This is a genomic window from Nocardia sp. NPDC088792 (assembly GCF_044750615.1).
Taxonomy (GTDB): domain Bacteria; phylum Actinomycetota; class Actinomycetes; order Mycobacteriales; family Mycobacteriaceae; genus Nocardia.
Genome location: NZ_JBIVKC010000002.1, coordinates 1,386,132 through 1,411,775 on the forward strand (window position 1 = coordinate 1,386,132; position 25,644 = coordinate 1,411,775).

General features: G+C 63.5%; 28 protein-coding genes. 8 read left to right on the top strand and 20 right to left on the bottom strand.

The features are described from left to right. Position 1 precedes the first annotated feature (1 nt). From ACIP5Y_RS15625 to ACIP5Y_RS15655, 7 genes are all read right to left on the bottom strand, one after another. A complete protein-coding gene (locus ACIP5Y_RS15625) occupies positions 2 to 1,363 on the bottom strand; it encodes a hypothetical protein (protein ID WP_400350679.1) in 1,362 nt (453 codons plus the stop codon). Continuing rightward, entirely contained in the window at positions 1,360 to 1,806 is a 447-nt protein-coding gene (locus tag ACIP5Y_RS15630; RefSeq protein WP_400350681.1) for a DUF2744 domain-containing protein, read from the bottom strand. Before ACIP5Y_RS15630 ends, ACIP5Y_RS15625 begins: the two co-directional genes overlap by 4 nt. Positions 1,807 to 1,838: 32 nt before the next feature. After that, positions 1,839 to 2,441 carry a phospholipase D-like domain-containing protein gene (locus ACIP5Y_RS15635; protein WP_400350683.1) on the bottom strand — a complete coding sequence of 201 codons (603 nt, stop codon included), beginning with the start codon at positions 2,439 to 2,441 and terminating at the stop codon, positions 1,839 to 1,841. Beyond that, positions 2,438 to 2,866 carry a DUF2744 domain-containing protein gene (locus tag ACIP5Y_RS15640; RefSeq protein ID WP_400350684.1) on the bottom strand — a complete coding sequence of 143 codons (429 nt, stop codon included), beginning with the start codon at positions 2,864 to 2,866 and terminating at the stop codon, positions 2,438 to 2,440. The genes ACIP5Y_RS15635 and ACIP5Y_RS15640 overlap by 4 nt, the downstream gene beginning before the upstream one ends. 104 nt (positions 2,867 to 2,970) lie before the next feature. Next, positions 2,971 to 4,677, bottom strand: coding sequence for a phage tail protein (locus ACIP5Y_RS15645; protein ID WP_400350686.1), 1,707 nt, complete (start codon positions 4,675 to 4,677; stop codon positions 2,971 to 2,973). Beyond that, entirely contained in the window at positions 4,674 to 5,426 is a 753-nt protein-coding gene (locus ACIP5Y_RS15650; RefSeq protein WP_400350688.1) for a phage tail protein, read from the bottom strand. The genes ACIP5Y_RS15645 and ACIP5Y_RS15650 overlap by 4 nt, the downstream gene beginning before the upstream one ends. A 304-nt stretch (positions 5,427 to 5,730) precedes the next feature. Next, positions 5,731 to 7,227 carry a hypothetical protein gene (locus tag ACIP5Y_RS15655; protein WP_400350689.1) on the bottom strand — a complete coding sequence of 499 codons (1,497 nt, stop codon included), beginning with the start codon at positions 7,225 to 7,227 and terminating at the stop codon, positions 5,731 to 5,733. Positions 7,228 to 8,051: 824 nt separating this feature from the next. Here ACIP5Y_RS15655 and ACIP5Y_RS15660 point away from each other — a divergent pair. Next, positions 8,052 to 8,510, top strand: a complete 459-nt coding sequence (locus ACIP5Y_RS15660; RefSeq protein ID WP_400350690.1) for a WD40/YVTN/BNR-like repeat-containing protein — start codon at positions 8,052 to 8,054, stop codon at positions 8,508 to 8,510. Between the two features lie 79 nt (positions 8,511 to 8,589). Here the strand turns inward: ACIP5Y_RS15660 and ACIP5Y_RS15665 are convergent, their stop codons facing one another. The 11 genes from ACIP5Y_RS15665 to ACIP5Y_RS15715 all read right to left on the bottom strand — a co-directional run bounded on the left by ACIP5Y_RS15665 (position 8,590) and on the right by ACIP5Y_RS15715 (position 16,914). Beyond that, on the bottom strand, positions 8,590 to 9,684 hold the full coding sequence (locus tag ACIP5Y_RS15665; protein WP_400350691.1) for a GH25 family lysozyme: 1,095 nt from the start codon (positions 9,682 to 9,684) through the stop codon (positions 8,590 to 8,592). An 87-nt stretch (positions 9,685 to 9,771) separates the two neighbouring features. Beyond that, positions 9,772 to 11,004 (bottom strand): hypothetical protein, encoded by a 1,233-nt coding sequence (locus ACIP5Y_RS15670; RefSeq protein WP_400350693.1) that lies wholly within the window; start codon positions 11,002 to 11,004, stop codon positions 9,772 to 9,774. A 289-nt stretch (positions 11,005 to 11,293) separates the two neighbouring features. Further along, positions 11,294 to 11,896, bottom strand: a complete 603-nt coding sequence (locus tag ACIP5Y_RS15675) for a hypothetical protein (RefSeq protein ID WP_400350695.1) — start codon at positions 11,894 to 11,896, stop codon at positions 11,294 to 11,296. A 141-nt stretch (positions 11,897 to 12,037) separates the two neighbouring features. After that, positions 12,038 to 12,454 carry a hypothetical protein gene (locus tag ACIP5Y_RS15680; RefSeq protein WP_400350697.1) on the bottom strand — a complete coding sequence of 139 codons (417 nt, stop codon included), beginning with the start codon at positions 12,452 to 12,454 and terminating at the stop codon, positions 12,038 to 12,040. Positions 12,455 to 12,567: 113 nt separating this feature from the next. Next, positions 12,568 to 12,900 (bottom strand): hypothetical protein, encoded by a 333-nt coding sequence (locus ACIP5Y_RS15685; RefSeq protein ID WP_400350699.1) that lies wholly within the window; start codon positions 12,898 to 12,900, stop codon positions 12,568 to 12,570. A 39-nt stretch (positions 12,901 to 12,939) separates the two neighbouring features. After that, positions 12,940 to 13,107, bottom strand: coding sequence for a hypothetical protein (locus tag ACIP5Y_RS15690; protein ID WP_400350700.1), 168 nt, complete (start codon positions 13,105 to 13,107; stop codon positions 12,940 to 12,942). A 96-nt stretch (positions 13,108 to 13,203) separates the two neighbouring features. Next, the gene (locus ACIP5Y_RS15695; protein ID WP_400350701.1) at positions 13,204 to 14,163 is read right to left on the bottom strand and encodes a hypothetical protein; all 960 of its coding nucleotides are present in this window, start codon (positions 14,161 to 14,163) and stop codon (positions 13,204 to 13,206) included. 183 nt (positions 14,164 to 14,346) lie between these two features. Beyond that, a complete protein-coding gene (locus ACIP5Y_RS15700) occupies positions 14,347 to 15,159 on the bottom strand; it encodes a hypothetical protein (protein WP_400350703.1) in 813 nt (270 codons plus the stop codon). 75 nt (positions 15,160 to 15,234) lie between these two features. Then, positions 15,235 to 15,684, bottom strand: coding sequence for a hypothetical protein (locus ACIP5Y_RS15705; RefSeq protein ID WP_400350704.1), 450 nt, complete (start codon positions 15,682 to 15,684; stop codon positions 15,235 to 15,237). Further along, complete coding sequence (locus ACIP5Y_RS15710) at positions 15,681 to 15,812, bottom strand: hypothetical protein (RefSeq protein WP_400350706.1); 132 nt, start codon at positions 15,810 to 15,812, stop codon at positions 15,681 to 15,683. The genes ACIP5Y_RS15705 and ACIP5Y_RS15710 overlap by 4 nt, the downstream gene beginning before the upstream one ends. Before the next feature lie 382 nt (positions 15,813 to 16,194). Continuing rightward, positions 16,195 to 16,914, bottom strand: coding sequence for a hypothetical protein (locus ACIP5Y_RS15715; protein ID WP_400350708.1), 720 nt, complete (start codon positions 16,912 to 16,914; stop codon positions 16,195 to 16,197). A gap of 238 nt (positions 16,915 to 17,152) precedes the next feature. Here ACIP5Y_RS15715 and ACIP5Y_RS15720 point away from each other — a divergent pair, with 238 nt between their 5' ends. Next, the gene (locus ACIP5Y_RS15720) at positions 17,153 to 17,602 is read left to right on the top strand and encodes a hypothetical protein (protein ID WP_400350709.1); all 450 of its coding nucleotides are present in this window, start codon (positions 17,153 to 17,155) and stop codon (positions 17,600 to 17,602) included. Between the two features lie 830 nt (positions 17,603 to 18,432). On the opposite strand, the gene ACIP5Y_RS15725 is transcribed toward ACIP5Y_RS15720, so the two are convergent. Further along, on the bottom strand, positions 18,433 to 19,197 hold the full coding sequence (locus ACIP5Y_RS15725) for a PE-PPE domain-containing protein (protein WP_400350711.1): 765 nt from the start codon (positions 19,195 to 19,197) through the stop codon (positions 18,433 to 18,435). Positions 19,198 to 20,922: 1,725 nt separating this feature from the next. On the opposite strand from ACIP5Y_RS15725, the gene ACIP5Y_RS15730 reads away from it, so the two are divergent. Continuing rightward, on the top strand, positions 20,923 to 21,318 hold the full coding sequence (locus tag ACIP5Y_RS15730; RefSeq protein WP_400350713.1) for a helix-turn-helix domain-containing protein: 396 nt from the start codon (positions 20,923 to 20,925) through the stop codon (positions 21,316 to 21,318). Between the two features lie 40 nt (positions 21,319 to 21,358). On the opposite strand, the gene ACIP5Y_RS15735 is transcribed toward ACIP5Y_RS15730, so the two are convergent. Next, the gene (locus tag ACIP5Y_RS15735; protein WP_400350715.1) at positions 21,359 to 21,901 is read right to left on the bottom strand and encodes a hypothetical protein; all 543 of its coding nucleotides are present in this window, start codon (positions 21,899 to 21,901) and stop codon (positions 21,359 to 21,361) included. Between the two features lie 864 nt (positions 21,902 to 22,765). Between ACIP5Y_RS15735 and ACIP5Y_RS15740 the strand changes: the two genes are divergently transcribed. From ACIP5Y_RS15740 to ACIP5Y_RS15760, 5 genes are all read left to right on the top strand, one after another. Beyond that, complete coding sequence (locus ACIP5Y_RS15740; RefSeq protein ID WP_400350717.1) at positions 22,766 to 23,362, top strand: hypothetical protein; 597 nt, start codon at positions 22,766 to 22,768, stop codon at positions 23,360 to 23,362. 89 nt (positions 23,363 to 23,451) lie between these two features. Continuing rightward, positions 23,452 to 24,015, top strand: a complete 564-nt coding sequence (locus ACIP5Y_RS15745) for an adenylate kinase (protein WP_400350719.1) — start codon at positions 23,452 to 23,454, stop codon at positions 24,013 to 24,015. A 74-nt stretch (positions 24,016 to 24,089) separates the two neighbouring features. Beyond that, positions 24,090 to 24,320, top strand: coding sequence for a hypothetical protein (locus ACIP5Y_RS15750; RefSeq protein WP_400350721.1), 231 nt, complete (start codon positions 24,090 to 24,092; stop codon positions 24,318 to 24,320). Beyond that, entirely contained in the window at positions 24,317 to 24,490 is a 174-nt protein-coding gene (locus ACIP5Y_RS15755) for a hypothetical protein (protein ID WP_400350723.1), read from the top strand. Before ACIP5Y_RS15750 ends, ACIP5Y_RS15755 begins: the two co-directional genes overlap by 4 nt. A gap of 86 nt (positions 24,491 to 24,576) precedes the next feature. Then, a complete protein-coding gene (locus ACIP5Y_RS15760) occupies positions 24,577 to 25,581 on the top strand; it encodes an asparagine synthase C-terminal domain-containing protein (protein ID WP_400350725.1) in 1,005 nt (334 codons plus the stop codon). Positions 25,582 to 25,644: the final 63 nt, after the last annotated feature.

Sequence of the window (25,644 nt, forward strand, 5' to 3'; positions counted from 1 at the left end):
TTCAGTAACTGAGCAGAGCACCGTCGAAAAAGGTCTGAGAACCAGTGATATTGGCGCTGCTTTGGATGTAGTACCCGGGCGCCACCACGGAACCCGCTGGTAAATAGAGCGCGAATGTCGCGCCGGTACAGTAGCTCTGGTCCGGTGCCGGGGTGAGGGGTCCTTCGCGCACGATGCTCAAGGGGACACTAGGGCCGGAAGCCGCGAACAGGTAGGAACGGAAGGCCGTAAGAGCCTTGTCCACCTGGTATTTCACGCTGATGCCGTACCATCCCGACTTCTGGATCTGGACGTGTCCCGCGCCCGGATCGAGCACGGTGACATTGTTGGACGTGACCGGGGCACTGAAGGTGCCCGCGGGGAAAACGTACGGATTACCGACCTGCGCAGCGACTACGGCCTGATTGGCCATCTGAAACGACCATCCGGTGCCGACCATCGGCGGCGCCTTCATGTCCACCGCGGTCAACCCGGCCGCGTTGTACGAGAAGTTACCGCCGCCGAAATTTCCGGCCGTGTACGAGACTCCGAACCCGAAGGACCGATTGGGCTGACCGATCGGCGTCAGCTGCCCGGTATCGGCCCACTGCAGAATCTCGAGCCCGTTCACGAACAACGTGTACAGGGAGTCGATCGCCTCGAGCACAACCGTGTCGCCCGTATTCACGCGCGCGCCAGTCCATCCCATCTCGGTGATGGTGGTGGCCATTCCCTGCCGGGTTCCGTACCCCAGGGCCACGCGACCCGCGGCGATCTTCGCGCACGCGAAGGTTGCGAGACTCGCCGCAGCTCGAGCGATGAGGAACGTCTCGGGGCTGCCCCAGCCACCGCCGCTACCCATCACAACCGATACGGCTTGATAGTCCGTCTGTGTCTGGGTGGTCGAAAGCACGATCACATTCCCGGACCCCTGGTTACCCGCGACGGGCAGTCCGCACTCCTGGTTGGTGATGACCAGGCTCGCGACCGGACCGGTCGCGAACGATTGGTAGCCGGGCTGCAGCGTCTGACGGTTGAAGATGTCTGTGAATACGGTGCCGCCGTAGCTCAATCCCTGTTGCGAAGCGGTCATTCCAGCCACTACGGAGGCGTTCGACGCCGTTGAGGTCTGCACCCCCACGGCGGTCTGCTGCGCATTGCCAGCGATTTGGGCAGCACTGCCGGCCGCGTTCAGGGCGGCGTGCGCATTGCCCATCAGATCCGAGTTCGCCGTGCCGGCTCCGTTGAACGCGCCGAAGACGTTGGCGATCACCGCATCTCGCGCACCGGCCCAGGTAACGGCTTGCAGATTAGCGACATTGTTGCCCGACGACGCCGAACCGCCGTAGGCGCCGGACGGTACGTGCCTATCGGGAGAGGTCATGACTCCTCGCCCTCCCCCTCGGCACGGTGGTGCTCGGCATTGTTTTCCGAAGCCGTGCTGACCGGCAGCTCACGGAGATCGATCAAATGCGAGAGATCGCCATTGGCGTACAGCTGCTCGATGATCCGGGCCCGCTCATGCCTGGTCAGTTCCGCCATGTTCGGCGCGGTCACATGCGCGGCCTTCGGAGTGCCCACCGGCACCCACTGCCCGGCACCGTTGAGCCACTGGTCGGCGCCCCGCGCCGGCGGATGGTATTCCGTCGTCTGCAGGTCCGGGTAGTGCCGGAAACCGAGCTCCCACAGATGCTTCGACCATTTCCGGAGCACGTCCGGATGGACCATCAGCGGCGCCTGCTGTTGGCCTGGTAGACCAACCAACGCCCACAGCAGGGCCTCCTCGGGCTTGTTCGGGTCGCAGTTCTCTTGCACGGGAATAGCCATGGAACACTCCGGTTTCGAAGGAAGAAGTTGAGTCAGGCAGCGGCGGGCCGGTCGCTGCGCGCGGCGGTGTGATGTTCGACGTCCAGACGTGCGGAAAGGCGGGACACCAGAACGGGATTCGTCGACACCACGAGAGTGTTGGCCTGCGCCCGGAAGCCTTGGACCGCACGACCTTTGAGGTCGATTCCGATGCCTTCGCCGCTGGCAGACCAGTTGGTGCTGCCTTCGAGAGCGATACTCTGTCCGGCCAGCACACCGCCCTTGGTGTGCAGGATCTGATGGGTCGGCGAATCGGTCACCACGACGGAGTTCGCGAAACCCGCCGGGTCCAGCCTGCGGTCGGCGTCGAGGATCTTGCGCTCGTGCACGCAGTTGGCCTGCGACCGGTCAAGGCTGACCTGGACATGAACCCCGCGATCGTGGAGTTTGGCCATCAGGATCTCGTTGAGTTCGTCGTCGTCGTAGCCGAACATGGACAGCTTGATCTGCAAAGTTTCCTGGCCGATCAGGGTTTTCAGCACGCTGTGCACATCGTCGCGGCCGACGAGGAACAGGTAGGTGTCCCCGTAGCCCGGCATAAGCGCGCCCTCGGGCGTGAACCTGCCGAGCCGGGCCAGCCGGGGATCATCTGTCACGGCCGCGCCCCGGAATCCTCTGCTATGGAACCCGCTACGTGCCCGGGGAGATCTTCCCGATCCACCAAATGCCGCAAATCGCCGGAATCGCGTAGCTGCTGCACTACGTGCGCGCGCTCCTCGGCGGTCATCTGGGTGATGTCGGGCAGATCGGGCACCTCCACCCGAGGCCGTCCCTTCGGCAGCCACTGGCCGGTGCCGTTGAGCCAGTGCTCGTGGCCTCGCGCCGGCGGATGAAATTCCTTGGTCTTGTCTTCAGTAGAGTGCCGAATTCCCAGATCCCACAGGTGTTTCGACCATTCGCCCAGTGTGATCGGGTGGATCATCAGCGGTGAATTGCGCGGCCCGGGAAGACCGATCAGGGCCCAGACGAACGCCTCTTCGGGCTTGTCCTGGTCGCAGTGCTCGTGCAATGGAATAGACATGGATTTCTCCAAAAGTGAAGTGGGGCAGCCGCGATAGCCGAGGCGATGACTGGTCGAAGGCGCCCCGTTCTCACTGGGAGCGCCTTCGACGGGGACTGTGCGGATCACATCTGCACGGCGAGCGACATGATCTCGTCGACGATGTCGGCCATGACGCGCATCGACTGCGCGAACGGCATGTCGTGATCCTTGTCGGTGCCGAGCGTGATCTGCCACTGTGGGCTGGCATTTCGCGACCAGGCGAGTTCCAGCTCGGTGACCTGGTCCACGTAGATCGAGCCCGCCGGCATGCCCTTGACGGTCGAGCCGACACGGTCGCCGAGGAAGAAGTGGCCCTGCCCGGCGTCGCCGATGAGGTACGGCTGGCCGTTGGCGACGGTGAGCTTATGGGTGTGGTGGGTGCGCGTCTTCCACATACCTTCGCCCAGCGACAGCAGCGCACCGAGGGTGTAGGCGCGGTCGGCGCTGGTTTCGAAATGCTCGAAGTAGTGTGACCAACCCGACGCCTGCGCCCGGTCGGCGGCGTAGTGCCGCTGCCAAGCGAGAATCGTATCGGTGAAGAGCGCCATCACGATCGTGTTCACGACCTCGGTCGCGCCTTCGGTCAAGGCGGCCGCGACCGGTCCGATGAAGGGCACCTCGCCCAGGATGCCGCCCATCAGGAAGCCCACGAACTGGACCGCGGACGAAATCGCCTCGTTCACGCCGGGAGCCGAGTGACCACCGGTGACGACCTGCACCGCGTTGGACGGCTGCACGATGAACTGCGAGGTCTGGATGCCGCAGTGGTCGTTCTGCCGATACACCACCCACGGGTTGGTCGGCAAGCTACCCATATAGCCCGGCTGCTGGTAGAGGGCAGGCATATTCGGGTCCGGCAGCGGGACCTCATCGTAGAAGACGCCGTCGGCATCCAGCTGATAGCTCTCCATCATGCCCGCCAAGCCACTCCACACGTCATTGCTCTGTGTGGGCTGGCTGGGGAACCCGGACTTGTCGAGAATGTCGACGACCAGGCACCCGGAGCGCAGGTTGGCGCCCGGCCACGGCGGCGGATCACCCTGTAGCCAGCGCCGGGTCTGCACCATCAGCTCAGCGGTCTGCAGTGTGCCCGACGCGCAGTCGTGCCAGTTCTTGAAGCGGGAACCGAAGATCGTCCACACCGTGTGGTCGGTGGCGTACGGGGTCGGTTTCACCGCGATCAGCCACTGGGACATGTCCAGATTGCCCCACTGACTCGAGTCCATCGGGTCGGACGGCACTGCCCACGAGCTGTTGTGCAGCCGAAGCAGATTCATCATCAGCGCGGTTTTGAGCACCCAGATGCTGGGGCCGGCGAGCATGAATTCGCGCGGGAACTGGATCTGCTCGATCAGGAACGGATTGGACCAGCAGATGATGTGCTTGAGCTCCTCGTACGAATGCAGGAAGCTCAATTCGACCGTGGTGACGCCTTGATCGTCGGACTTGAGGACCGCCTTCTCCAGCCGGCCGTCCCAGCGTGCGCCGTCCTTGTCGACGGTGATGTGGACGTTCTGCGTGGTGCGACCCGAGCGGGGATCCTGGTTGTAGATATCCATGGCCCAGCTGGCCAGGTAGTAGTCGTACGGCAGCACCAGGACGCCGACACCGGTGTCGTTGAGCGTCCAGTGGAAATCCGCGCTGATCTCCGCACCGCACACGCCGCGCAGCACCCAGTTGCCATCCCACAGCCGGACCAGCGGGCGGGCATATCGCTCGGCCTTGCGCTGCGCCTTTGCCGCCTGAGCGGCGCTGTAGATTCCAGGAAGGTCGGTCACGAAGGTCGTCACTGCAGCCCCCACGGACGCGACCAGTTACGCGGCTGCACCACCATCACCGACGCGCCCACCGGCGCGCCCGTCACCGAAACCGGCACGGCGGTCGCCGGGGTATACGGCGGCACCGCGAACATAAAACTCACACCACCCATCTGCGCCCAGATCGGCGTCCCGTCTTTGGAGACGACCATCTCCTCCATCGGGTCGGTATCGATGGTCAGATCCTGGCCGGAAACGGTCTGCGGCAGCGTGATCGTTCGCGCGGCGTAGGCATCGCCGGCCCACGAGAAGTCCGGCAGCGTCCACTTGCCGGGCGCGGAACACACCCAGCGCAACCACATCGGCTGATCCGTCGGATTCGCCACCGTCACGGTGCCCGACTGCGAGCCGTTGCTTCCGGTGGTATCCGCCGGCGACACCCAGGTCGCCGTCACATTGTTCTCCACCCACCACGGATTGCCGGCAGTGCAGGTCATCACGACCTTCGCCCACTGCTTGAGATGCGGATCCTTCACCGGCTTGAAGTCCGGCTGTTCCGACAGCCGCAGCGCCAGCGAGCGCGCACCGAAGTCGGTCGTGACCGTCAGTGTGCAGTCACGGTCGTACGCCCACGCCTTACGCCAGGAGCTGTCGACGGCTTCCCATGTACGCCCGGCAGTTTCGTAGATGTTCACCCCGAACACCAAGTCGCGCTTATTGGTCCGGTATCCACCGAACGACGACCCGGTCTGAAACGCCGACTGATTCCAAATCGTAGTCACCGGCGCGTCGTACAACCCGCTCGGCGCCGTCCCGAGCTCCACTCCTTCGCGACCACGCCCCGGCCCGGCAAGAGTCCACGTCGACCCGTCGACTCCCGTCAACGCGATCATGGCACCATTATGCGCCACAAGTTCACCTCTGTTTCTGTAGGAAATTCGACTGAAGCGACCAGTCGACGGATACGCTGATCTACGCGGAGCCCGCGCCCGGAAAGTTCGAAATGACCATGGCGGCAACAGGACTCGCTGACGTATTAAGCGTATCCAGCCGCCCGCTACCGCTCCCGCGAAATGCCCAACAGACTCAGGCGTCGATCAACGCGCGCCGCTGCTCCCAGAGCTTCGCCTTGGCGAACGCCCCATGCACGTCATACGCCGAAATATGCACAGTCATCGACTGATCCACATGATCGCCGGCTCCCTGATTCGGCGCAGCCTTCACCTTCGTCAACGCCGCGGCCACCATCTGCTCCATATGCTGCACATACTTGTTCATGTACAGCGGATCATCATTGATCGCCTTCAACAACGGCCGGTTCGCATTCGCCGACGCGGCATTGACCACGAACTCACCATCGGACAGGAACGCCGGAATCTTGTCACCGATCGACGAACCGGGACCCTTCACGTCACCGGCCGAAATCGGCCCACCTGTCGCGTAGTGCTGCTGCATCGTCATCGTGTGCTGTTGATGTTCCGGGTCGTCACGAAACGAGTAATTGATGTCGCTGCTACCTGCCACACCACTGGCGTCGATATCGCCTGTCGAACCGTAGTCGATATAGTTCTCGGCCACGCCGACCGAGTGCGCCAATCGCATGAACTCATTTGCAGTCAAGTTCACGAAGTGACCGATGTCCCTCTTTCCATTATTGTCGAAAGTGATTGGTTGATCGTCGAATTTATAGTGATCCCACTCCTTCGCCTGAAAATGAACCTCGTACGTGTCAGGCTGACCAGGAGCACCCTTGTTCACTTGAATATAACCGTCGGCGCCTTCGTGAAAATGCCCTAGAGCAAACTGGACATCTTGGTTATCTTTGTTGTCGGCATCCGCCGGCGTACGTAACCAGCCGACAACCATAGGAATATGGTCGCCGTAGTTGTACTTTCCATCATGGACGTCCTGTATCGCCTTGTTGGCGTCGTCCAGGATGCCAGCCTGATGGGGGTACATATCACTGGGTGCAGGCGCAGTCCACAGCTCTGGTTCATGCCGCGGGTCATGATCGTTGCTCGGATCCCACCGGACGTTCTGGCCGTAGAACAGCGCACTTCTCCCCCATCTGGTATCGAACACCGCTTCCTGGGTTTCATTATTCGTGAGCTGAAGAGCACTCGAATTGTTATTCATGAACGAATGCATAAGCCTGGCGGCCATGTGCCAGCCTTCCGCTGCCATTCTGTCCTGAATCGCACTGCCCGCAATTTTGAGGTCCGCATAAAGCGATGGATCGACTAGCAATTGATACTTATCCGTGCCGTGTTTCGGTTGGCCATGAATGTAGTCTCCACCGGGTTCCTCATATCCAGGATGGAGGGGATCCATCTTGCGCGTGGCATCGTCGGGAACCTGCGGAAGCCGGCCCAGAACACTTTGATCTGGCAGATCCGGATTGTCGCCGCCGTCATCATCGATGAACCTTATTGTCGGCCGGTTCCTCTCACCGAGAATCTGCTTCAAGATCGTGGAGCCGACGGAACCGATCATCGACCACGGATCCGTACGAGGTTGTACGGGAGCCGTAAGACCGCGGACCGTCGGTTGCACGATGTCACGATGAATGTCATTGTTTGGCATTGTGGCTCCCTAACTTTCGACGTGCACACACCTGTGACGTCTGTGGTATCAATAAGTTCTGGTCGCCGCTGACCGGTTGTCAGCGCGGAAGGAGAGCGATGAGGAGCCGACTGTTCGAGGCGGGCGCGGTGTGCGTCACCGCGGCAGTGCTGGCATCCGTTACCGCATGCGCATCGGCGCCGGGAGTCAACGACTTCGAGCCGACATCCGTATCGTTTGTGTCCGACCACGAGGGCTGGGCGATCGGAGTCACCAGTCGGCGATGCCCGTTCCAGACCTGCGCAACCCTCGAGCACTCTGTGGACGGCGGCCGGACGTGGCTGGCGACTTCACCCCCCCAGCTGTCTGTGGACACCCGGGGCAACCCGCAGATACGCTTCGCTGACTCCACCTCTGGCTGGGCAACGATCGGCTCTAGCAAATGGTCGACCCACGACGGCGGCTCAACCTGGGTTCAGGCCGCTTTCCCCGGAAACGAATTCGATTCCTTCCGGCCACTCCCGATGTCCGCGGTCGGCTCCGGCGAGGTCCTATCCGTTTCGGATTCCCGTCCGTCCGGCACGTCCGATATTCTCATTAGTCCTGGAGTGCAAGAGAATTGGGCGCCACGCTTTGCACTCAGTGCGGCCCTGGGCACCACACATGAGTCCAGGTCGTCAGTCACTTTGATCCGGCAAGGTTCATCCGCATGGGCGATGCTCGACCGATGGATAGGGTCCGACCATGGCGATGTCACAGGACCCTCCACCGGTGCTCGTTCGATCGCCGGAGAGTGGTCGTCGTGGACGTCTCCGTGCCCAGCCGTAGTGGGAGGACTCGCCGGAATGGCTGCACCGTCACCCACCGATCTGGTCGTGCTATGTCATTCGGAGCCGACGACAGCTACAGGCAACTGGCGGCTGTTCGCCTCCAGCGACGGTGGGCTGACTTTCCAGAACCGTGGCACCATTGGTGGCAACCGCCGGGTTCAGCTCATCGGCGCACCGACACCCGACGACATCGCTATCGCCGCAGACGATACCGACGGCTATTCCTGGATACTCACTTCGCACGACGGCGGCCGCAGCTGGGCCCGGACCTACCAGTCTCCGTATTACGGTTCGACTGACTACGGCGCGCTTGGAAATGCCGGATTCACCAGTGCCACAGTCGGTTACGTCCTCGAAACCAAGAGCGGAGCCGAGCCATCGGGGTCAGCCACTGAAGATCGACACCTACTGGTCACCCGCGATGGGGGCAAGACTTGGACTCGAGTGTCGTTTGCCTCACCGCCGAACAAGTGAGGGGTGTACGAGAGCGGTGCAGGATTTCGAATTTTATGTCGACATGTCAAACAATCCTTAACGTAGAATGCGCCAGTTCTCACCAGCGCCCGAAGGCCAGAGCCTTGCTGTTATCGGATTTGGCAGAGGGCGCCTGGTTCGAAGTGTCAACCTGTAGATCGAGTCGCCGGTTGACATTCTTGCGAACACTATCGGCCAACGGTCCGAAACTCATTTGCACCTTGGCCACCAGATCCGATACGGCCAGGGGTTTCGGGCCTGTCAGAGTGGCATCGGATCCGACAGCTCCCGTGCCGGTGAGGAGTGAAGTGATCAGGTCCGCGGATTGCCCAATGCCGACCTTGCCACTGATATCCACTTTTGGAGGTGTATCGTATAAATCCCCCGTGAGCGGGCGACTCTGCGTCGGATCATTCGGCGTGGGTTGATTGTTAGGCGTCGAGGTTGCCGGATTAAGGGGCGGCAGCCCGATAGCCTGCCGGAAGTCATCGATATTGCCTTTGAAAGCGTCAGCGTCCGCGGCATTGGGCGAACCGGGCTCGTGCGTCCACGGCCCGACGGCATTTTCGGTGTACTGCCAGATTGCGGGCGATCCATTGGGCAAGGGGTCGCCGTTGTCCTGTTTGTACCAGTTCTGGTTGGAATCGCCCCCGAAATTCTTATACAGCCCGTCAACGGACCCCTGTTGACCTGGCTGCCAATAAGCAGGTCGGTCCCAGATCGGCGGTTTGTCACCAGGAGCGTGCGCATTTGCGATCTTGGCGACGGTGTTCATATCCGCGAACCCTGTCCCGACATAGGCGATCTTGACCGGATGCCCTTTGGAACTCATGTAGTTCACGAAGTTCTGATAGTCAGTCATATTGAAGGATCTACCCTCATCTTCGACGTCAACCATGAACGGCACGCCGTCGCCGATATCACCGAGAATCAGATCGGCCTGACTTTTATAATCCTTCGTAGGATAGTAAGGGGCATATGCGGCGAACGTCAGGCCATTCTTTTCCGCCTGCGCTCTGTTCTTGGAATAACTGGAGTCATGAATGTGACCTTGCGGGTCCTCGATGTTGGCAACTCTCGAGATAACGAATTGCATGCCTTCATTCTTGAAATCCCCCATGTCGACGCCATCAACGCCGTTATTAGCTGATAGGTCAGTACCTAGAATAGTCAAGAGACTCTTCCTGTCATCGCAAGATCGGGCGCATTTCGACCGTTCGACCCCAGCGAGTTTTCAACTCGAAATATAGCCCACCAGCTGTCACATACGTCGCCCGTGTGCCAATGCGGCATTCCTGTCGTTTTGCGACGCACGCTGGGTCGAGGCCGGCTGCGAAAGGAGAACACGGACGGATTCATCCTGGTGGAGGGGAGTTTTGTGGCCGAACAGTCTCGAGCCCGAGTTCAATGCCGACGTCGGTGCTGCGGTCAGTTTGTCGCCAGAGGGTAGTCCGCTGGAGATCGGTGACAGTCCATGTGAAATATCGCCGCCCGCAGCGTGCTGCTGCGGCTGGATGTACGGGTTGCTCGGGTCGCCGAGTGCGAGCGGCGGGCGGGCGGCGGTATACATGCCGAACGACTTCTCGAATGCGGCTTGGTCCATCGTGACTTCACGGATCTTCTGACCTGATTCGGGAGCTTCGACATACGTCGGATTATGGTTCCCGTCGTAACCCGCAAAGATCACGACATGTGCGGGAGCGCCGATGGATTTGCCATTCGATCCGGTCACGTACCCTTGCTTGGTATCGGGCTCGGACCACAGGATGTCACCCGGCTTTAGATTATTAAGATCCGGGTGCTGCCAACCCATTTGATTGACCTTGTTGTACTGGCTGACCGTGTACGCACCGATGTCTATCTTGTGACCAGACCCCTGATAAATCGCGAACTCGACGAGGTGCGCACAGTCGAATCCCGTTACCGTGCTGTCATGGTATATCCGCGAGCCGTCGCCGGGGTCATCGGTCTCAACGCCGCGCGTTGGGCCGTCGATACTTCCGCCACCCCATGAGTATTGCGTTCCAGGAGTTCCATTGACGGGAGTCCAGGTCGGTCGCCCGGTTCTTGGCAGATCCGTGACGTTCGGTCCGGTCCAGACTCTGCCATCCATGCTGTGCGTCATCCAGTATTCGGCAGCGTTGACAATATGCTGCCCCATGATATTACGAGCCGCATCGGCAAAAACCGTGGCCGCCGGCGCCTCCTGCTGGTGATTCTTCATGTCAACGCCGTTGGCCGACTTGGCATCGTCCGGCATTGCCGGACTGACGAATACCGGCATCCCCTTGAAGAAGGGATCCTGCGATATATCGGGATGTCCGTACGGGCTGTTCAAGTCCGGATCAGAATTATTCGGAGCCGGGGCCTGATGCACAGGGTTGTCTACGAAGTTGAGCAGCGGTTGCCTGCTGCCGGTCAGCAGCGAGAGAATATTATTGATCGGGTTGACGAACCCGAGTAAATTGTTCGCGCCAGATCGGTTCCGATCCATATGCTCCTCCTGGAACTAGGCTTGTCCCCCGACAGATATCCGGTCGGTTGGCGGGAGAGCACTGGTCGCCCGCGAATCTGTGTGACGGTAGACAGCGGTGGTGGAGCAGCATTCGTGCTCCACCACCGCTGATTACCAGGAGTTACCCACTTCGACATCCTCGAGAGCGCCGATGCCGGCGGCACCGCTCCCCCGATTGGTGGTCCGGTGCCGCCGGGGCGGTGAAGAGGTCGATCAGCGCCTGCATAGACGTAGTACGACGTTCCTCGCGGATGGATTCCACGACGGACTACGAACCCGAGGGCATGACGGGCGTGGCGGTGTAATAGACGTGGCGCCACCCGAACTGCGGCGAGGTGACGGTGCCCAACTGGACCCCGTGCACGCCGCTCACGTTGACGGGGTCGAGATCGCCGCTCAGGAACCGCATCGACGAAACCGTCACCGGCGCGGCGGTCGTGCCGGTCGGGTTGTAGGTGATGTAGATCGCGACCTTGAAATACTCATCGACCGGCACGATCTGGTCCACCGACACCAGACCCGGTACGAAGGCGTCGATTTCACCGGCGAGCTGACTCGTGAGCACGAGGGTGCGCGGCTGATCTGTGATGGGGGCGGTGGAGGTGGTGTAGCCGACGTACCAGGGCTGCCAGCCGCCCACCATGATGGTGCCCAGCCAGCTGAGGCCAGGGGCAGGCTGGATCGGGCTGTAATTGCCGGTGAAGGTGACGGTCGTGACGGTGGTGGCCTGGGTGTCCTCATACAGGATGTCCAACTCGGCCATGCCGAAGTCGCTGACCTGGCGCAAGGCCTGAACGGTGATGAAACCCGGGATGTGCAGGGGCTTCTGAGTCCACATCGGCGAGTACAGGACGGTGGTGATGCGCTGCATGAGCGGAGATATCCCTTTTCGATAGGTGAAAGGCAGGGCGCCGGACCGCGGCGCGGGGTGAATGTCCGCGGCACAACACCGCAGTAGATCGGGTGGTATTCACCAGGTCGGCCGAGGTGGTCGCAACCCGTGGTCGGCTGATTACCAACCCACGCCGGTTTCGGCCTCGTCCAGCCCCTCGACCAGCTGCTCAGGTGTTTCCGGTGCCGACGGAGCGGTGAAGAGGTCGATCAGCGCCTGCATCGATGTGGTGCGACGTTCCTCGCGGATGGTTTCCACTGCCGACATCGGCCGTGGCATGGAGCGCACCGCGGGTGGGTCGGCGCCGGCGGCGGCGATGATGGTGGCCTGGACGCCCTGGAGGGCGTCGATGATCGCCATGAGCAGGTAGGTGTCGAGGGTGTAGCCCTCCGGACGGGGGCCGGAGGGCTCGGTCTCGTCGACGTCGTTGTCGCCGAGCGCTTCCTCGACCGCGATGTGCTGCTCGGCGATTTCGCGGTCCATCATCACGGCGCTGCGGAAGTGGCTCCCGGTGGGCAGGCGATCCTTGAACGCCATGATGGTGCGCCAGTCCCGGGTGCGAATATCGTTGGGCCCGAAGCAGTCCCGGACGTCGATGCCGCGCTCGAGCAGGTCGTAGTCGAGCGCGGCACCGAAACGTTCCCAGAACTCTACGAGCCCACGGATCCCCCCGGCAGCTCCGCTGAGCCCTGACCGAACAGGTGGGCGTAGAGGTCACGCTGGAAGACGAACCATTCGTCGGCCGGGCGGTCGGCGAAGAGCTCCTCCACCGCGTCGGCGTGCTCGCCGAGCACGATCGCCATCTGCGCGTCGTCGTCGCGGGTCGACCGCAGGGCCTTCAACTGGCCACGGGTGACGGGCGGGATGGCGATGTCCTCGGTAAGCCGGTACGGGGTCCGGCGGCTGGGCGAAAGCTCCTGCTGGAGCTGGTGAAACCTGCCTACGCCGTCGGTTGCGGGAGACTGCTTGTCGGGGGTTGCCACTTCTTACTCTTCTCCGGTTGAGTTGGTATTACAGGGATTTCAGGCGCGCTTGCGCGGCTTCGCCGCGACGACGGCCTCTTCGGCCCGCTCGACGAGGCGGTGGCCGCGCGAGAACACGGCGTTGATGTAGGCGGTGGCGTTCGGCACGAGGTACTCGTGCTCGCCGTCGGTCATGGTGACGGGGAAATGGGCGGGGATAGCGGACATGGTGACCGGCTCCTTCTTCTCCGGATGAAGTACAGGGAAAGGGTGGATGCGTGCCGCGACCGGAGACGCACGGCACGCATCCACGTTCAGGCGTCGCTACGCGACGGTGATGGCGGGCGTGTTGACCGGGGTGGTCACGCCCGAGGCCGGCCAGCCCGTAGGCAGGGCGAGGGCCACGCCGATGGTGCCGGTGCCGGCGGTCGCCGGGATCGTGGGGGTCACGATGCCGGTCGCGCTGATGTTCACGGCGGGGGCCAGGCCGCTCACCGCGGTGTAGGTCAGCAGGTTCGGCGCCACGACGCCGCCCCACTGGTCGGTGACCGTGATCTGGGTGGACGCCGCGCTGCCCTTGGCCAGGTTGACCGGGCCGGTGATGGTGGCGGTCAGCGAGGAGATGACATAGGGCATGCCGGTCTGAGCCAGCACCTTCTGCCAGCCCTTGCCCGCGTAGGTGTGGGCCACGGCGAAGCCGGAGACATCGTCCTTGAAGGCGACCATGGTCAGCTTCTGCGACAGCACGCCGGTCGGAACCCACTGCTCGCCACCGAACTTGGAGACGGCGACCTTCGGCAGAATCTTGATGACGTAGATCGGCGCGGCGTCGGTGCCGTCCTTGCCGATGACAACGGCGGAGTAGTAGGTGATGTTCTCGGCGGACGGCTGAGCGAAGAACACCTCACCGTTGGCGGCGGCCTGCATCGAGGCGACGGTGGCGCTGGTGGTCAGCTGCAGGTTCAGCGCGGTGGCGTTCTGCTGCGCCTCGAACTCGATGGCGGTGATGTCGCTGGTGATGTCATTGCGCACCGCCTGCAACTCACCGTAGGACTCGATCGGGGCGGCGGTGATGCCGCGCGAGAACGCGATGCCGGACTTCTTGTCGATCAGACCGACCGACTGGAAGCCGGCGGGCAGGGTCTGCAGGGTGCCGGTGGAATCGGTGAAAGCGCCCATCGGGGCGGCGGTGCCGTAAGGCGCCAGGAACACTGCGGCGTCGAGCGGCTTGAGCAGCAGCGAGCGCTGGGCAGCCTTCAACGCCGACAAGGTTGTGGCAGTCAATGTGTCTCCATTTCGAGGGCCCGGCGAGCCGGGCGGGATTGCGAAGAAGGCACCCGGAGTGGATGCCGTGAAACTGCCCCCGGCGAAGCTGCGGGGGACGACCGAGCCCGCCGGAGGCGGGCACGGTGAGTAGCGAACGCGGCCGACGGTCCGGTCACGAAACAGATTGTTCGGTAGAGGAATTCAGCCCTGCCGAGGCAGAAAGGCGAGAGCCGCGTCGTTGCGCCGATCCCGCTTGATCAGCGGATCGCTCACGGGCCATTCGGTAGTGATGGTGAATGACTTGTCCACTTGTGTGTGTGAGCCGAGCGGCCCCGTAGGCACCGTGAGTTTGGGGGTGCTGAAGGTGGAGACGTCGCGTACGGCGTTCTTCCACGCCGTCGAGGCAAGCTGTCCGATATCCGGCAAGGAGTCCCCAGCCGTGGCGGGATCCGCCGCTGGCTGCTCGCTCTGCGCAGCGTCTGGAGTGCCGTCGGAGTCGCCGACTCCGCTTCCATTGTCGTTCTGATTGTCCGAGTTGTCCTTGGGCTTCAACCCGAGCTGCTCGGCCACTCCGGGGAAGACCTGGTTGCCGACATACTGCTTCAGCGGCTCCGCGAAGTTGAACAATTGCCCGGTGCGCGCGGTGGACAGCGGACCGTCGTCACCGTAGACATGCGGATCCAAATTCGGCAACCGACCCCGGATGCGCAGTATTTTCCCCAGGGTCGAGCTGACGTTCGTGAACTGTTCGGAGAGTTTCTGGGCGCCGGCCCACGCCGCACCCGCCTCCGGATTGATGATCGAGACGGCCTTCTGGACAAACTGGACGGCGCTCTGGCCGATCGCACCGGCCATGGAGTTCACGAACTGCGATCCGGACACATGGTCCAGCGCGAACATGCCGTCGTAGATGGATTCGCCGGGCATCTCCTGTTGATCCGAGTCCGCATCGCCGCCGTCGGCGAGGTAGGCGGGCCGATTCCAGGGCATGGGGCCGGTCATATTGTCTGTCACGTCTTGCGACCTTTCGTATGCGGGCATCGGCCCCGACCACAAGCGAAAAAGCCACGCACAGTGACGATCTCGTTCCTACTGGCGCCGGGCTTCGAGGCTGAAGGCGAGTTCGACCATCTGGTTGAGGGGGTCGAGGTCGGGGACTTCCGAGAGGCCGCGGCTGCGGCGGAGGATCGGAGCGTGGAACTTCGGCTCGGTGGAGGTGATTTCCTCGACGTAGTCGATGAGGACGCCGTCGGAGACGGTGGTTGCGGGGGCGGCGAGGACAGCGTCGCGGACCTGGTAGGCCAGGGCCTGGGCCTGCTGGCGGGTGTTGTGGAAGATGACGGTATCGACCTGGGCCTTGTAGGTGATGCCGTTGACGTCGAGGGTCCCGCCGGTCTTGCGGACCCAGATCAGCGGCAGCGCGGCGGAAATGGCTGCCGCGGTGGACGGGAGGACGGACATCGGGGTGGCGAACGGGGTGAGCAGGTCCATGAGGAACTGTTCGAAGTCCGGGAATTCACCCGGCACTGAGGCGGTCACTTCGTCTCCTCGGGTGCGGCCACGACACGGACCTCGCAGGTCAGCGTGCCCGTGGGGCCGGCGTGGACGGGTTCGGACGACGGCGTGGGCTCGATGGCCTCATCGGCGTGATCGTCGTTGTGCGTCATGGGTTCTCCGGTGTGGGTTGTCGAATGGCAGTGACTGCCGCACGCACAGGTGTGGGGCCGGGGAAGTACCCCACCCCTGGCGCCGGGTGAGTGATCGTGTCGTGCGGAGCCGATTACAGGCCCAGCAGCGGCAGAACCAGCGGGATGAGGTCGCCGATCAGCTTGATGACGTCTTCAGCAACGGTGAGCACCCAGATCACCCCCTTTCGGTCGCATGTGGTGAATCAGCAACCTTCACCGACGGTCGGACGGCAGAAGGGGCTATGGAAGGGATCAGCGCCGTCGGCCCAATATTGCTTGGGCACAACCATTTTCGCTGCACTCAGCTTATCCTCGGCACTGTGACCGACCGCGGTAAGTGACCAACAATCTCGATTCCCGGTCAGCCACGGCCGGCTTCGTGCACGCGCAACACATCGCCGATGCGATAGACGGTTTCTCCGCCCACCACTCGGCCGGTGAGCTTTCCGCGTGCGGCCCACTGACGAATAGCGTTGGCCGTCACCGGCTTCCCCGAGAACCACGGGAGGATTCGCGCGAGTTCGACGGCGGTGCCGACCATGTCGCGCGCCTGAGACAGCAGAACCGTGCGGCGTTCCGCGACGGAATGCTCGCGGCCGCAGCCCGCGCATGACACCTCGGACTGTTCTTCTATTGCGTAAAGCCGTGCGCCACAGTCACAGAGGCCGATGCAGAACCGCTCGGCGGGCCGGTCGATGATGGCCCGTGCCGCATCGACGGCCGAGGGCAGCGCGGGGTGGATCCCGGCCAGCGCCGGCGCGTCACCGGGAATGCGCGGGAGGTGTGCGCGCAAGTAGACAGCATGGTCACGGGGCGCGCGGGGCGCCTGTCGGCGAGTCAGGACGGCTACGCGCAACGCGTAGTACCGCAGTACGCGTGCGAGCGCGTCGTGGGCGTCGGACGCGCCCTTGTGATACGGCAGGGCGCGCTGCCGGGTTGCCGCGGCACCGCCCGCTTTGGCGACCCCGATGGCATCGCTGCGGGCCAGAGTCGTGTCGAGCTCGACCAGCAGACCCGGAACGGCGGCCAGGGCGCGCATGACTTCATCGCGCCGCGTCTGGTCGAGGTGGCCGCCGGTCATGCCGCGGTCCGACGTGCCGACCCGGGGCCACAGTCGGTGGCAGCCACGGATAACGCCGACTCGGCTGTGCCGCAATCGATTCCGCTCACGCGGCCGATGAGGAGAGGAAGGGGCATGGCGAAAACCTAACATTCACTACATATGATTGCAACCAACATAACTCAATTGTTCGTAAATGGGCGCAACAGATTCCCTGCTCATGTATGCAATTAAAAGAATTGGTTGTACTCTCTGCTGCATGTCAATTCCTCCCGCCGATTCCACACTGTCCGCCGAGCCCCCGTGCCTGGGTCTGCCCGGTTTCATCGAGCCCGCCCATGAATTCGACTGGGATCGACTGCCCGCCACTGCCGCAGCTCAGCGAGTGTGCCGCGAGCGTTGTCCCCGTGAGCTTTTCCGCACCTGCGCGCAGCGCGCTCTCACCGCCGGGACACTGCTGGACGACGAAACCCCTTTGGTCGCTGATGGTGTAGTCATGGCCGGGGTGGTCTGCCGCGGCGATTCGATTACCGTCCGCCGCCTGCAGGCGGCACTCGACCAGGACTGCGCCGGGCAAGTTCGCCCCGACCGCTGCCTGTCGTGCCACCGGCCGATGACCACTCGCCGGCGCAAACGCCCCGGCTATGTGGTGCACGAATCCAATGGCCGCTGCAGCGGTTGCAAGCGCGCCGAGCAGCGCGCGGCGTGAGCGCCGGCCCTTCTCGGGAGACGAAGAAGCCCCGGCCTCGGACCCACGCGGGGTTCCGAGGCCGGGGCGCGCCCCTGCTACCGGGCCGCTGCAACCGCGAGGGGTGGCTGAGAGGGCGGGAGATCGGAACGGGAGGGGCGGGCCGGCAGGCGGAAGGGACCGCCGAATCCACACCAATGAATTTGCTAATTCATTGCTGAATAGGTACGAATTATGTTGTACCCGAGGATGCTATTTGTTTACCGGACGTTCGGAGCCTATCCCCCGTCGAGCATCGATCGGGAAAAGATGACCAACACCTCGACTCGGCACCGGCAATACCGAACCGACCGCTCGGGCTTGATCTGAGTATTTCGGCCCGCCGAACACACCCCCGATGGGCGTCCGATACCCGAATAGGGGAGCCGCTGCGACCGCCGAGTCATGCATCGTGAATGATGTTGGTGTGTCCGGCTGTTCGTGTGTGTTCGCACCGGTGGTTCACACCGGGGCGGACGATTCAACACTCGGGGAATCAACGCACCGCAGCGCGTTGAACTGCGGCCGGACCTGTTAGCCGAAGCGAGAGACGGGGAACCCGCGTGCCTGAGGAGTTCGATGAAGCGCTGGAGGCAGCTCGGGCCGAATGGGCTTCCGAGCATGATTCACCCGCCGAATACCATGACCACACCGAACCGGAAGCCCCGATGATGCCGGGCTACCGATGCATCGACCTGTCCCAGTTGTCGAGCCACGATCTTCGCGTGGTCGACGAGGCCCTCGCTCGGTACCGGTCGAAACACCGTGCGCCACAGTCTCGTCTGCGGTGGCTTGTCTGGTGATCGGGTGAATCAGCCGTGGGCGTCGAGGATGGCGGCGAGCCGGTCGCAGTAGCCGTCGCGCTGGTACACCAGCGTGTGTTGGCCGCCGCGCAGATATCCGTCCATCAGTCCGGCGGCCTGGGCCCAGAGCTCCCAGGTCCGCACCGGACTCAGCCACCAGCCCAGCCGAGCCGGCTGCCACCGGTGGGCGCGAAGCCGGTCGGCCAGTGCCAGCGTCCAGCCGCCGAGTTGCGCGAAACCGAAGGCGGACACCGTGTCGGCCAGCGTTCGCAGCGGCGAGTCCGCCGGGCACGAGGTGATGCCATCGTTCGGATTGGCAGCCTCCCAGGTCGGAATGCCGGCGGGCCAGGGACCGTGCGGGCCGTTGATGCCGTACCCGACAGGGCGCGGGTCGATCGAGTCGCCCTCGCGGCGTAGCGGATTCGCGACGTTGGCGGCCCAGGCGATCTCGCAGTCGGCATACTCACCGCGCGCCTTGGCCTCGAGGAATCTCGTGACGACCTCCGCCCCCAGGCTGTAGCCGAGCAGCCCGACCCGGTTCGGTGTGGCGCGAATCGCATCCACCAGGGCGTGGATGCCGTCGGAGATGGATTGTTCCTCCGAGCAACCGCCGAGAACCGCCTGCGGATTGGCCGGGCCGATACTCGCGGGATAGTCGACGTCGGGTCCGATCACGTACTTCGCGGGATCGAGTCTGCCCGTCACCGCAGCGAGCATATTGCCGGGCGAGTTCCGTTGCTCGCCGGTGCCGCGACAGGTCAGAACGGTAATCATGATGCGCACCTTCGGCTCGGATGAATACGGTTGGCGTACCAATTGCTGGTGACGACGCGTGAATCTCGAATTGCCGGATAGAATCGGCCGGAGAAGTAGTCCGGGTCCCGCCCCGGCGCAGGCGCGGGGGCGGGACCCGGGAACCGGGACCCGCCGATTCGCGGCCTGCTACCGCGGGTGGACGCAGAGGGAGGCGGGAGGCCGCGAATCGGCGTAGTACTGCGGCAGGCTCGTCCCGCGAGTCCTATTGGTTAGCCGGGGGCGTGCCGCAATTCGATTCCGGCGGCACGTGAATGCCCCGGGAGTAGTTGAATTCGATTGCGGGACAAAGCTATCACGGTGTCCGGAGCCGCCTTCGAAAGCGACCAACAGGGGATCCGCAGCGAGATCGCGCACCGGACGCCGGCGGGATCGGAGCTGTCTGGGCAATGCGGACGGCCGACTACAGCCGAGATGTTCGGTGAGATCCGCACGAGTCCGGCGCCAGTATTCGCCCCTGCGCAGGGGACCACGGGTGGCGAGTATCTCGGCAACGGCCTGCGACCGCCTGGCCGCGCCTCGCAAATCAGATAGATGAGAGGGCCGGGCACTATGCGGGGCGCAGCGGCTCATCGGAGCATGCTGACGCTCCCGGGCGGTCGTCCATCCCCCCGGTGGACGAGTCCGAGCCTCGGCGGAGCGAATCCAGTTGTGTCAGAAGGCGGGTCGATCAACCATCTCACGCCCGGTGACACGATCACAAGCGGCGGACTTGCGGCGCTCGGTGTACAGATCGACTTCCGGGCAGCCCCTCGAAATGCGCAGCGGCAGCGCATGATTCCTCGGATAAATCGGGCAATGCGCCGGGATCTGCCGTCGCGCTCGATGTGCGGGCGAACCGGAATTTCCTCGGTGCCGACATCGATGACCACGAAGTGCTTCTCCACCAATTCCGCTGCGGCCGTGAGCCTGAGCAGATTCGCTCAGGTCGCTCCAGTCTTCGTCGGCCTGGATGCCGACGCGAAGCTTGGCACACTTACGCGGCATGACCGCGGCCCCGCGCGGCATCGGGATTGAAACGGACCAGAACAACCCCGCCACGCACTTCGGCCTCGAACCCGGAACCGAAGGCCGCCGCGTGGCCGTGCCGGATCCGATGCTTGGTGGAATGCGGATAACGCGTAGGCCATGGATACCGTGCCCACCGGCCTGGATTTGCGCGTAACTCATCAGCGAACTCACGGTTCGCCCGTTCCCGGGCGCGGGTTACCGGTGCCGGCACGTCGTCGACAAACACAACCATGGAAATGACTCTCTGTGAAGGGGATGGCGGGCGCAGCGAAAAGCCGTCCCACCCGCGAACTCAGCGAGCTGATCTCTCCGAGAACGGTCCAGACGCTACATATAATTGCAAGTAGTTGCAACCAGCGAGGAAAGAAATTAGTGTGCATGCGTGGCCAATCGAGACCTAGAGAGCGAAATCTTGCATACATCTGCAAACACCGGTGCGACATCAGGGGATCCAGTGTTGCAGACAGGCTTATACATGCGGGAGGGTGCACGGTAGAGGCCACATGAGCCGCCTAGCCAGGATGCTCCCAAGAGCGCTGGTCAGGAGCTCGCGAACCGCTCACTACCACTGGTCAATCGACCAGCAAGGCCATGCCCGACCATGGGTGCAATCGTGTTATAGTGCGTGCAGAAGGGGTTAAGTTACAACCAACTATCAAGCATCGGATCAAGCCCATGAGCAGACGACGTAGCGCGCCGGTCCCACCGGAGGTGAGCGAGGCGCTGCGGGAAGCCCGCGAACGACAGATCCTGTCGCGAGAGAAGGCGGCACAACTTGCCAACATCAGTACGAGCCTGTGGACTCAGGTCGAAAATGGAGTTCAGTACAAGAAGGACCGCAAGGTCCAGACCAGCACCACGGCCGACACCCTGCAATCCATGGCCGAGGCGGTAGGGCTCGATCCACAGGCGGTCCTGGTACAGGCCGGCCTGGAATCATTCACGGAGACAACACAAGCCACACCACCGCCGCCCGTCGGCGGCATCATCGATCTATCCGGACTGTCCGAGAACGATCTGCATCTCGTGGCGGGCTACGTGGCGGGTCTCAAGGCTCGCTACACGCGCTGAGCGTAAGCCGAGAAACACCGGGGCACAGCAACTGCTCGGCTCACACACGACGACGTGGCAGCCGCGGCAGAATGGGCGCGGGTTGCGCTTCGACCCACACACAGGTGATGCCACCCGAGATAGTCTCCGCCCCGGCCCACGACAAGCGATCCAGCAGACCGGGTTGAATGAGCCGCCGCTCAGTGGCTTTGAGCTTGAGCAAACGGTGCGTCAGGATCGATACGCTCACTCCCAGCCAGGTGGCGCAACGCTGGATCGAGTCGAAGCGGGAGACGCCTTCTTGCAAGTCCGCGACGGGGATCAGCCGACGCGCAACCAGATCATGCACGGCGAGCTCCACAGTGATCCTCGGCACCCGGCCAAGGCGGGCCCGGCGCACCAGCCAGCTGTTTTCCAGCACGGCGTGGGCGACACCGTGTGCGACTGCCTCGTTGTGCCTGGTCGGATCGAGGTCGGCCTGTACAATGACCGATCGGATGTCGGGTACCCACATCACAATTGGCTCCGCCGACGGCAGGGTTCGCACATGTATGCCGAGGTCGACGGCATCATCACCGGCGTTATAGCCTAGCGGTTGAGACATCCCTGCGTTCCACCCACTCCACTCAAAGCACGCATGCCACAACAGTATTGGTGTGTGTCCTTCCCCCGGTCTGTCGAATTCCCAACAGACTCACAGCCCCTTCCCAACAGACTCACAGCAGTTTTGCCATCACAAATCGTACATGCGACCAACAATCGATGTCCTGCACGGGAGCCCATTGCACGACGTCATACACTCGTTGCAATCCGTGATAGATGATGCACGATGTGGCTCCGAAATATGAAACGGCCCCATAGACTCTCAGTAGCCGACAGTTTGTTCGCGCCGAATGAGCCGTGACAGTAGATGATCACGTTGAGCGGAACATCCACCCCGATAGGAATCGCCGGGGAGGGTAGCCCCGAGGTAGGCCGCCGCCACCGGTTCCTCGCGATCGGGCTCGTCGCGGTGTGATCGTAACCAGAATCGATTCGCGGCCGGCTATGGCCATTACGAGGGCTTCACCCGGACCCTGCACCTGCGAGCCGGTGCCCTGTTGCCAATCCATGTCGGTTGCGTAGAAATGCAATCCGCGTGTTCGGCGACCGGTACGGAGGAATGGGTCGGGACAGCGGTGGCTCGCACTGGCCTCCCGGCTCGGTATCGACGTCCCCGGCCCGTTCTGGCTTCCGCCCCCGGTCGATCATCGATCGGCGGCGCCGACTGGGCAATTTCCTCCGTTTCCGCCTCACCTGAACTGCGTCAGCGGGGGTGTCAGGGCCGCGTCAGGGCGGTATCAGGCGGGTTGGCGATAGTAGTCACGTGAACAGCACAGAGTTCACGGAACGAAAACGATTCGTGCACTGAAGGACTGACTGTCATGACTGTTTTGCTACCCCGAACCCGATCGCCCTGACCGTCGACGTGCTGTCGGCCGATGTCACCGTGATCGCTTCCGACCGGGCCGACACCGTTGTGCGGATCCGGCCGAGCAATGAATCCAAGACCGCTGATGTGCGTGCCGCCGAGCACACTCAGATCGAATTCGTCGATGGCGCTGTGAGTGTCAAGACGCCGAAGAGCTGGCGGGCGCGGAGCCCGTTCGGCGGGAACCCGTCGATCGAGGTGATCGTCGAGGTGCCGATCGGGTCACAGGTGAAGGCCACCGCGGGGATGGGGCGCGTGGTGGGTGCGGGGCCGCTGGGTGAGTGCGAATTGAAGGTTTCGGCGGGCGACATCATTGTCGAGCGGCCGCTGGGGGCGGTGAACGCGAAGACCGCCAAGGGCAATATCCGGATCGGGGAGGGTGTGCGGGGTGTGCTGCAGTTGCAGACCTCGGTGGGTGAGCTGGAGGTCGGCATCCGGCCGGGCAGCACGGCGCGGCTGGAGTCCAACTCCCCCAACGGCGCGGTCTACAACCAGCTGGCAGCGGCCGAGACGCACGACGACGAGAACGTGGTCCAGGTGTTCGCGCGAAACTCCTTCGGCAACATCATCATCGGGCACGCCAGCGCGGTATGACACGGCCGGTGGCGCAGTGTTGGTTCGACCAACCAAATATACCGATAACATGACAGGGATCCCTCTGACGCAACACGATCGGAGTCACGGTGCGATTCTTGATTCTGGGACCCAATGGGTCGGGCAAGGGCACTCAGGCGGAGATGTTGAAGGATGAGCTCGGGGTGCCGCACATATCGACCGGGGAGATGTTGCGGGCCGCCGTTGCGGCGGGGACGCCGGCGGGGGTGGAGGCGGCGCCGATCATGGCGGCGGGCGGGCTGGTGCCGGACGAGTTGATGTTGCGGACGCTGGAGGAGCGGCTCGGGGAGCCCGATGCGAAGGACGGGTGGATTCTCGACGGGTATCCGCGGAATGTGGCGCAGGCGCATGCGCTGGATCGGCTGCTCGGCGCGAGCGATCGGGCGGTCGACCGGGTGATCGTGCTGGAGGTCCCGGACGAGGTCATTCTGGAGCGGTGCCGGGTGCGGTTCGCGGCGGAACATCGGCCCGATGACGATCCGGAGATCGTGCGGGAGCGATTGGCCTTGTTCCACAACCGGACCCAGCCGGTGATCGAGCTCTACACCGGCCGCGGGATCGTGGCGGCGGTGGACGGCGTGGGCGAGGTGAACGAGGTGTTCGGGCGCATTCTGGCGGGATTGCCGAAGTAGCTTCCGCCCGGCCCGCAACGGCCCGCAGCCGTCCGGTTCGTGATCGCCGCCGCGGCAATAGGATTCGTTTCCCGATGGTCGCGGCAGCGGGGCCGGGGGCGGTGCATGGTTTCGTGTCGGCGGGCGGGGCTACTCTTACCTACATCTGGGCCGCTTTTCCGCTACAGCCGGAGGACGGTGGGGATCCGGGCATCGGTTTGCTCGGTAATGTCGTCTTCGGCGCCCTCGGTGTGACCATCCTGGTGCTCGCCGCTCGCCGAGTCGATTCGCTGTCACCGCAAGTCAGGAGCAGGATATGGGAATGAACGAGTATTTGCCGTCGCCGAATCTGTTCAGTCACAGCGACGCACCCATTGCCACTCCCGCCTCCGGCGAGGCCGCAATGAGCCGTCCGGTCTTCAGCAGCCCCGATGTGGCCGATGCGGTTCCGCCGGCGGCTCCGGCCGCCACAGCGGGTGGCGAGCAGGGGCAGTAGCGGCACGACCAGACGACACAGGGCGGGAGACCCGAGGGCTTCCTCGGAGGTAATCGTGTGGAGGGACCGGTCAGTAGGCTCGCCGTGTGGGAGAACGCAGCGAATTACCGGCCCATGAACCGATCGAGTTCGTCGCCGATCTGATCGGCGATCTGGAAATACCGCAGCCCGAGTTGCGGATCATGAGTGATCCCGGGGTGGTCGCGGAGCTCATTACCGCGGAATCGCGGGCCCGGCTGGGGGCGGTGCTCGAGCATTTCGGGCGGACGCCGGTCATCTTGCTTTCCGGCGGTGTGGATTCCATTCATGTCGCGGCGGTGGCGGTGCGGCTCGGATACCGGCCGCACGCGATCACGGTGATCACCGACGGGCAGTCCGATGCGGTGAATGCCACCGCGGCGGCCGCCGCATTGGGGTTGCCGCACACCATTGTCCGGCTCTCGCCGGACGAGGTGGTCGAGCTGGCCCGGGCGGCGATGCCCCGGCTCGGCACCGCCGAATTGTGGGAGGTGACGGCCGCGATACCGATGCTCGCCGCACGGCGGGTACTCGAGGAGATCGGCGAAGTCGGCGCGATTCTCACCGGTGGCGGCGCGGATGTGATCCTGGCGGGCGGGTGCACGCTCACCGCGCCGCTCGAATCCGAGGCGGCCCGAACAGAACTCGATGAACTGGTCCGTTCCGAGGCGGCCGTGAATTTCCGCCGGGAACGGCTGGTGACGCACTTCTATCCGGCCCTGCTGGAGGAATTCGCGGATCGCATGGTGCAGCCCTTCCAGACCGTGCGCTGGTGGCGCCTGGCCGAAACCTTCGCGCCCCCGGCGCTTTTCGGTGAACACGACGGACGGAGCGTGGACAAGCTCGCATTGCGCATGGCCTGTGCTGCGCAATTGCCCGCGGGCGCCGGTCAGCTCGCGTGGGCGCCGAAGGTCGCGATTCAGCGTTCCTCGGGGTTGATGGGTGTGCTGGCGCAGGCGGCGCGCGGCTATGCGGCGGGCCTGCCGGGCGCGCGGACGTATACGGATCCGCGCACCGAGGATCCCGAGGCCGTGGCCACTCGCCTGTACCTGGAAATCCTGCACCGGAGCTGATTGCGAGCCGGGTCACACTCGTGGCATAGTGAGCCCCGCAATACTGAGACCACTGAGTCTCAG

Coding starts and splice junctions, on each gene's coding strand:
- ACIP5Y_RS15625 (WP_400350679.1), bottom strand. CDS start 1,363: ATGACCTCTCCCGATAGGCACGTACCGTCCGGCGCCTACGGCGGTTCG.
- ACIP5Y_RS15630 (WP_400350681.1), bottom strand. CDS start 1,806: ATGGCTATTCCCGTGCAAGAGAACTGCGACCCGAACAAGCCCGAGGAG.
- ACIP5Y_RS15640 (WP_400350684.1), bottom strand. CDS start 2,866: ATGTCTATTCCATTGCACGAGCACTGCGACCAGGACAAGCCCGAAGAG.
- ACIP5Y_RS15655 (WP_400350689.1), bottom strand. CDS start 7,227: ATGCCAAACAATGACATTCATCGTGACATCGTGCAACCGACGGTCCGC.
- ACIP5Y_RS15660 (WP_400350690.1), top strand. CDS start 8,052: ATGGCTGCACCGTCACCCACCGATCTGGTCGTGCTATGTCATTCGGAG.
- ACIP5Y_RS15670 (WP_400350693.1), bottom strand. CDS start 11,004: ATGGATCGGAACCGATCTGGCGCGAACAATTTACTCGGGTTCGTCAAC.
- ACIP5Y_RS15675 (WP_400350695.1), bottom strand. CDS start 11,896: ATGCAGCGCATCACCACCGTCCTGTACTCGCCGATGTGGACTCAGAAG.
- ACIP5Y_RS15680 (WP_400350697.1), bottom strand. CDS start 12,454: ATGGCGTTCAAGGATCGCCTGCCCACCGGGAGCCACTTCCGCAGCGCC.
- ACIP5Y_RS15690 (WP_400350700.1), bottom strand. CDS start 13,107: ATGTCCGCTATCCCCGCCCATTTCCCCGTCACCATGACCGACGGCGAG.
- ACIP5Y_RS15710 (WP_400350706.1), bottom strand. CDS start 15,812: ATGACGCACAACGACGATCACGCCGATGAGGCCATCGAGCCCACGCCG.
- ACIP5Y_RS15715 (WP_400350708.1), bottom strand. CDS start 16,914: ATGACCGGCGGCCACCTCGACCAGACGCGGCGCGATGAAGTCATGCGC.
- ACIP5Y_RS15720 (WP_400350709.1), top strand. CDS start 17,153: ATGTCAATTCCTCCCGCCGATTCCACACTGTCCGCCGAGCCCCCGTGC.
- ACIP5Y_RS15725 (WP_400350711.1), bottom strand. CDS start 19,197: ATGATTACCGTTCTGACCTGTCGCGGCACCGGCGAGCAACGGAACTCG.
- ACIP5Y_RS15730 (WP_400350713.1), top strand. CDS start 20,923: ATGAGCAGACGACGTAGCGCGCCGGTCCCACCGGAGGTGAGCGAGGCG.
- ACIP5Y_RS15735 (WP_400350715.1), bottom strand. CDS start 21,901: ATGTCTCAACCGCTAGGCTATAACGCCGGTGATGATGCCGTCGACCTC.
- ACIP5Y_RS15750 (WP_400350721.1), top strand. CDS start 24,090: ATGGTCGCGGCAGCGGGGCCGGGGGCGGTGCATGGTTTCGTGTCGGCG.
- ACIP5Y_RS15755 (WP_400350723.1), top strand. CDS start 24,317: ATGAACGAGTATTTGCCGTCGCCGAATCTGTTCAGTCACAGCGACGCA.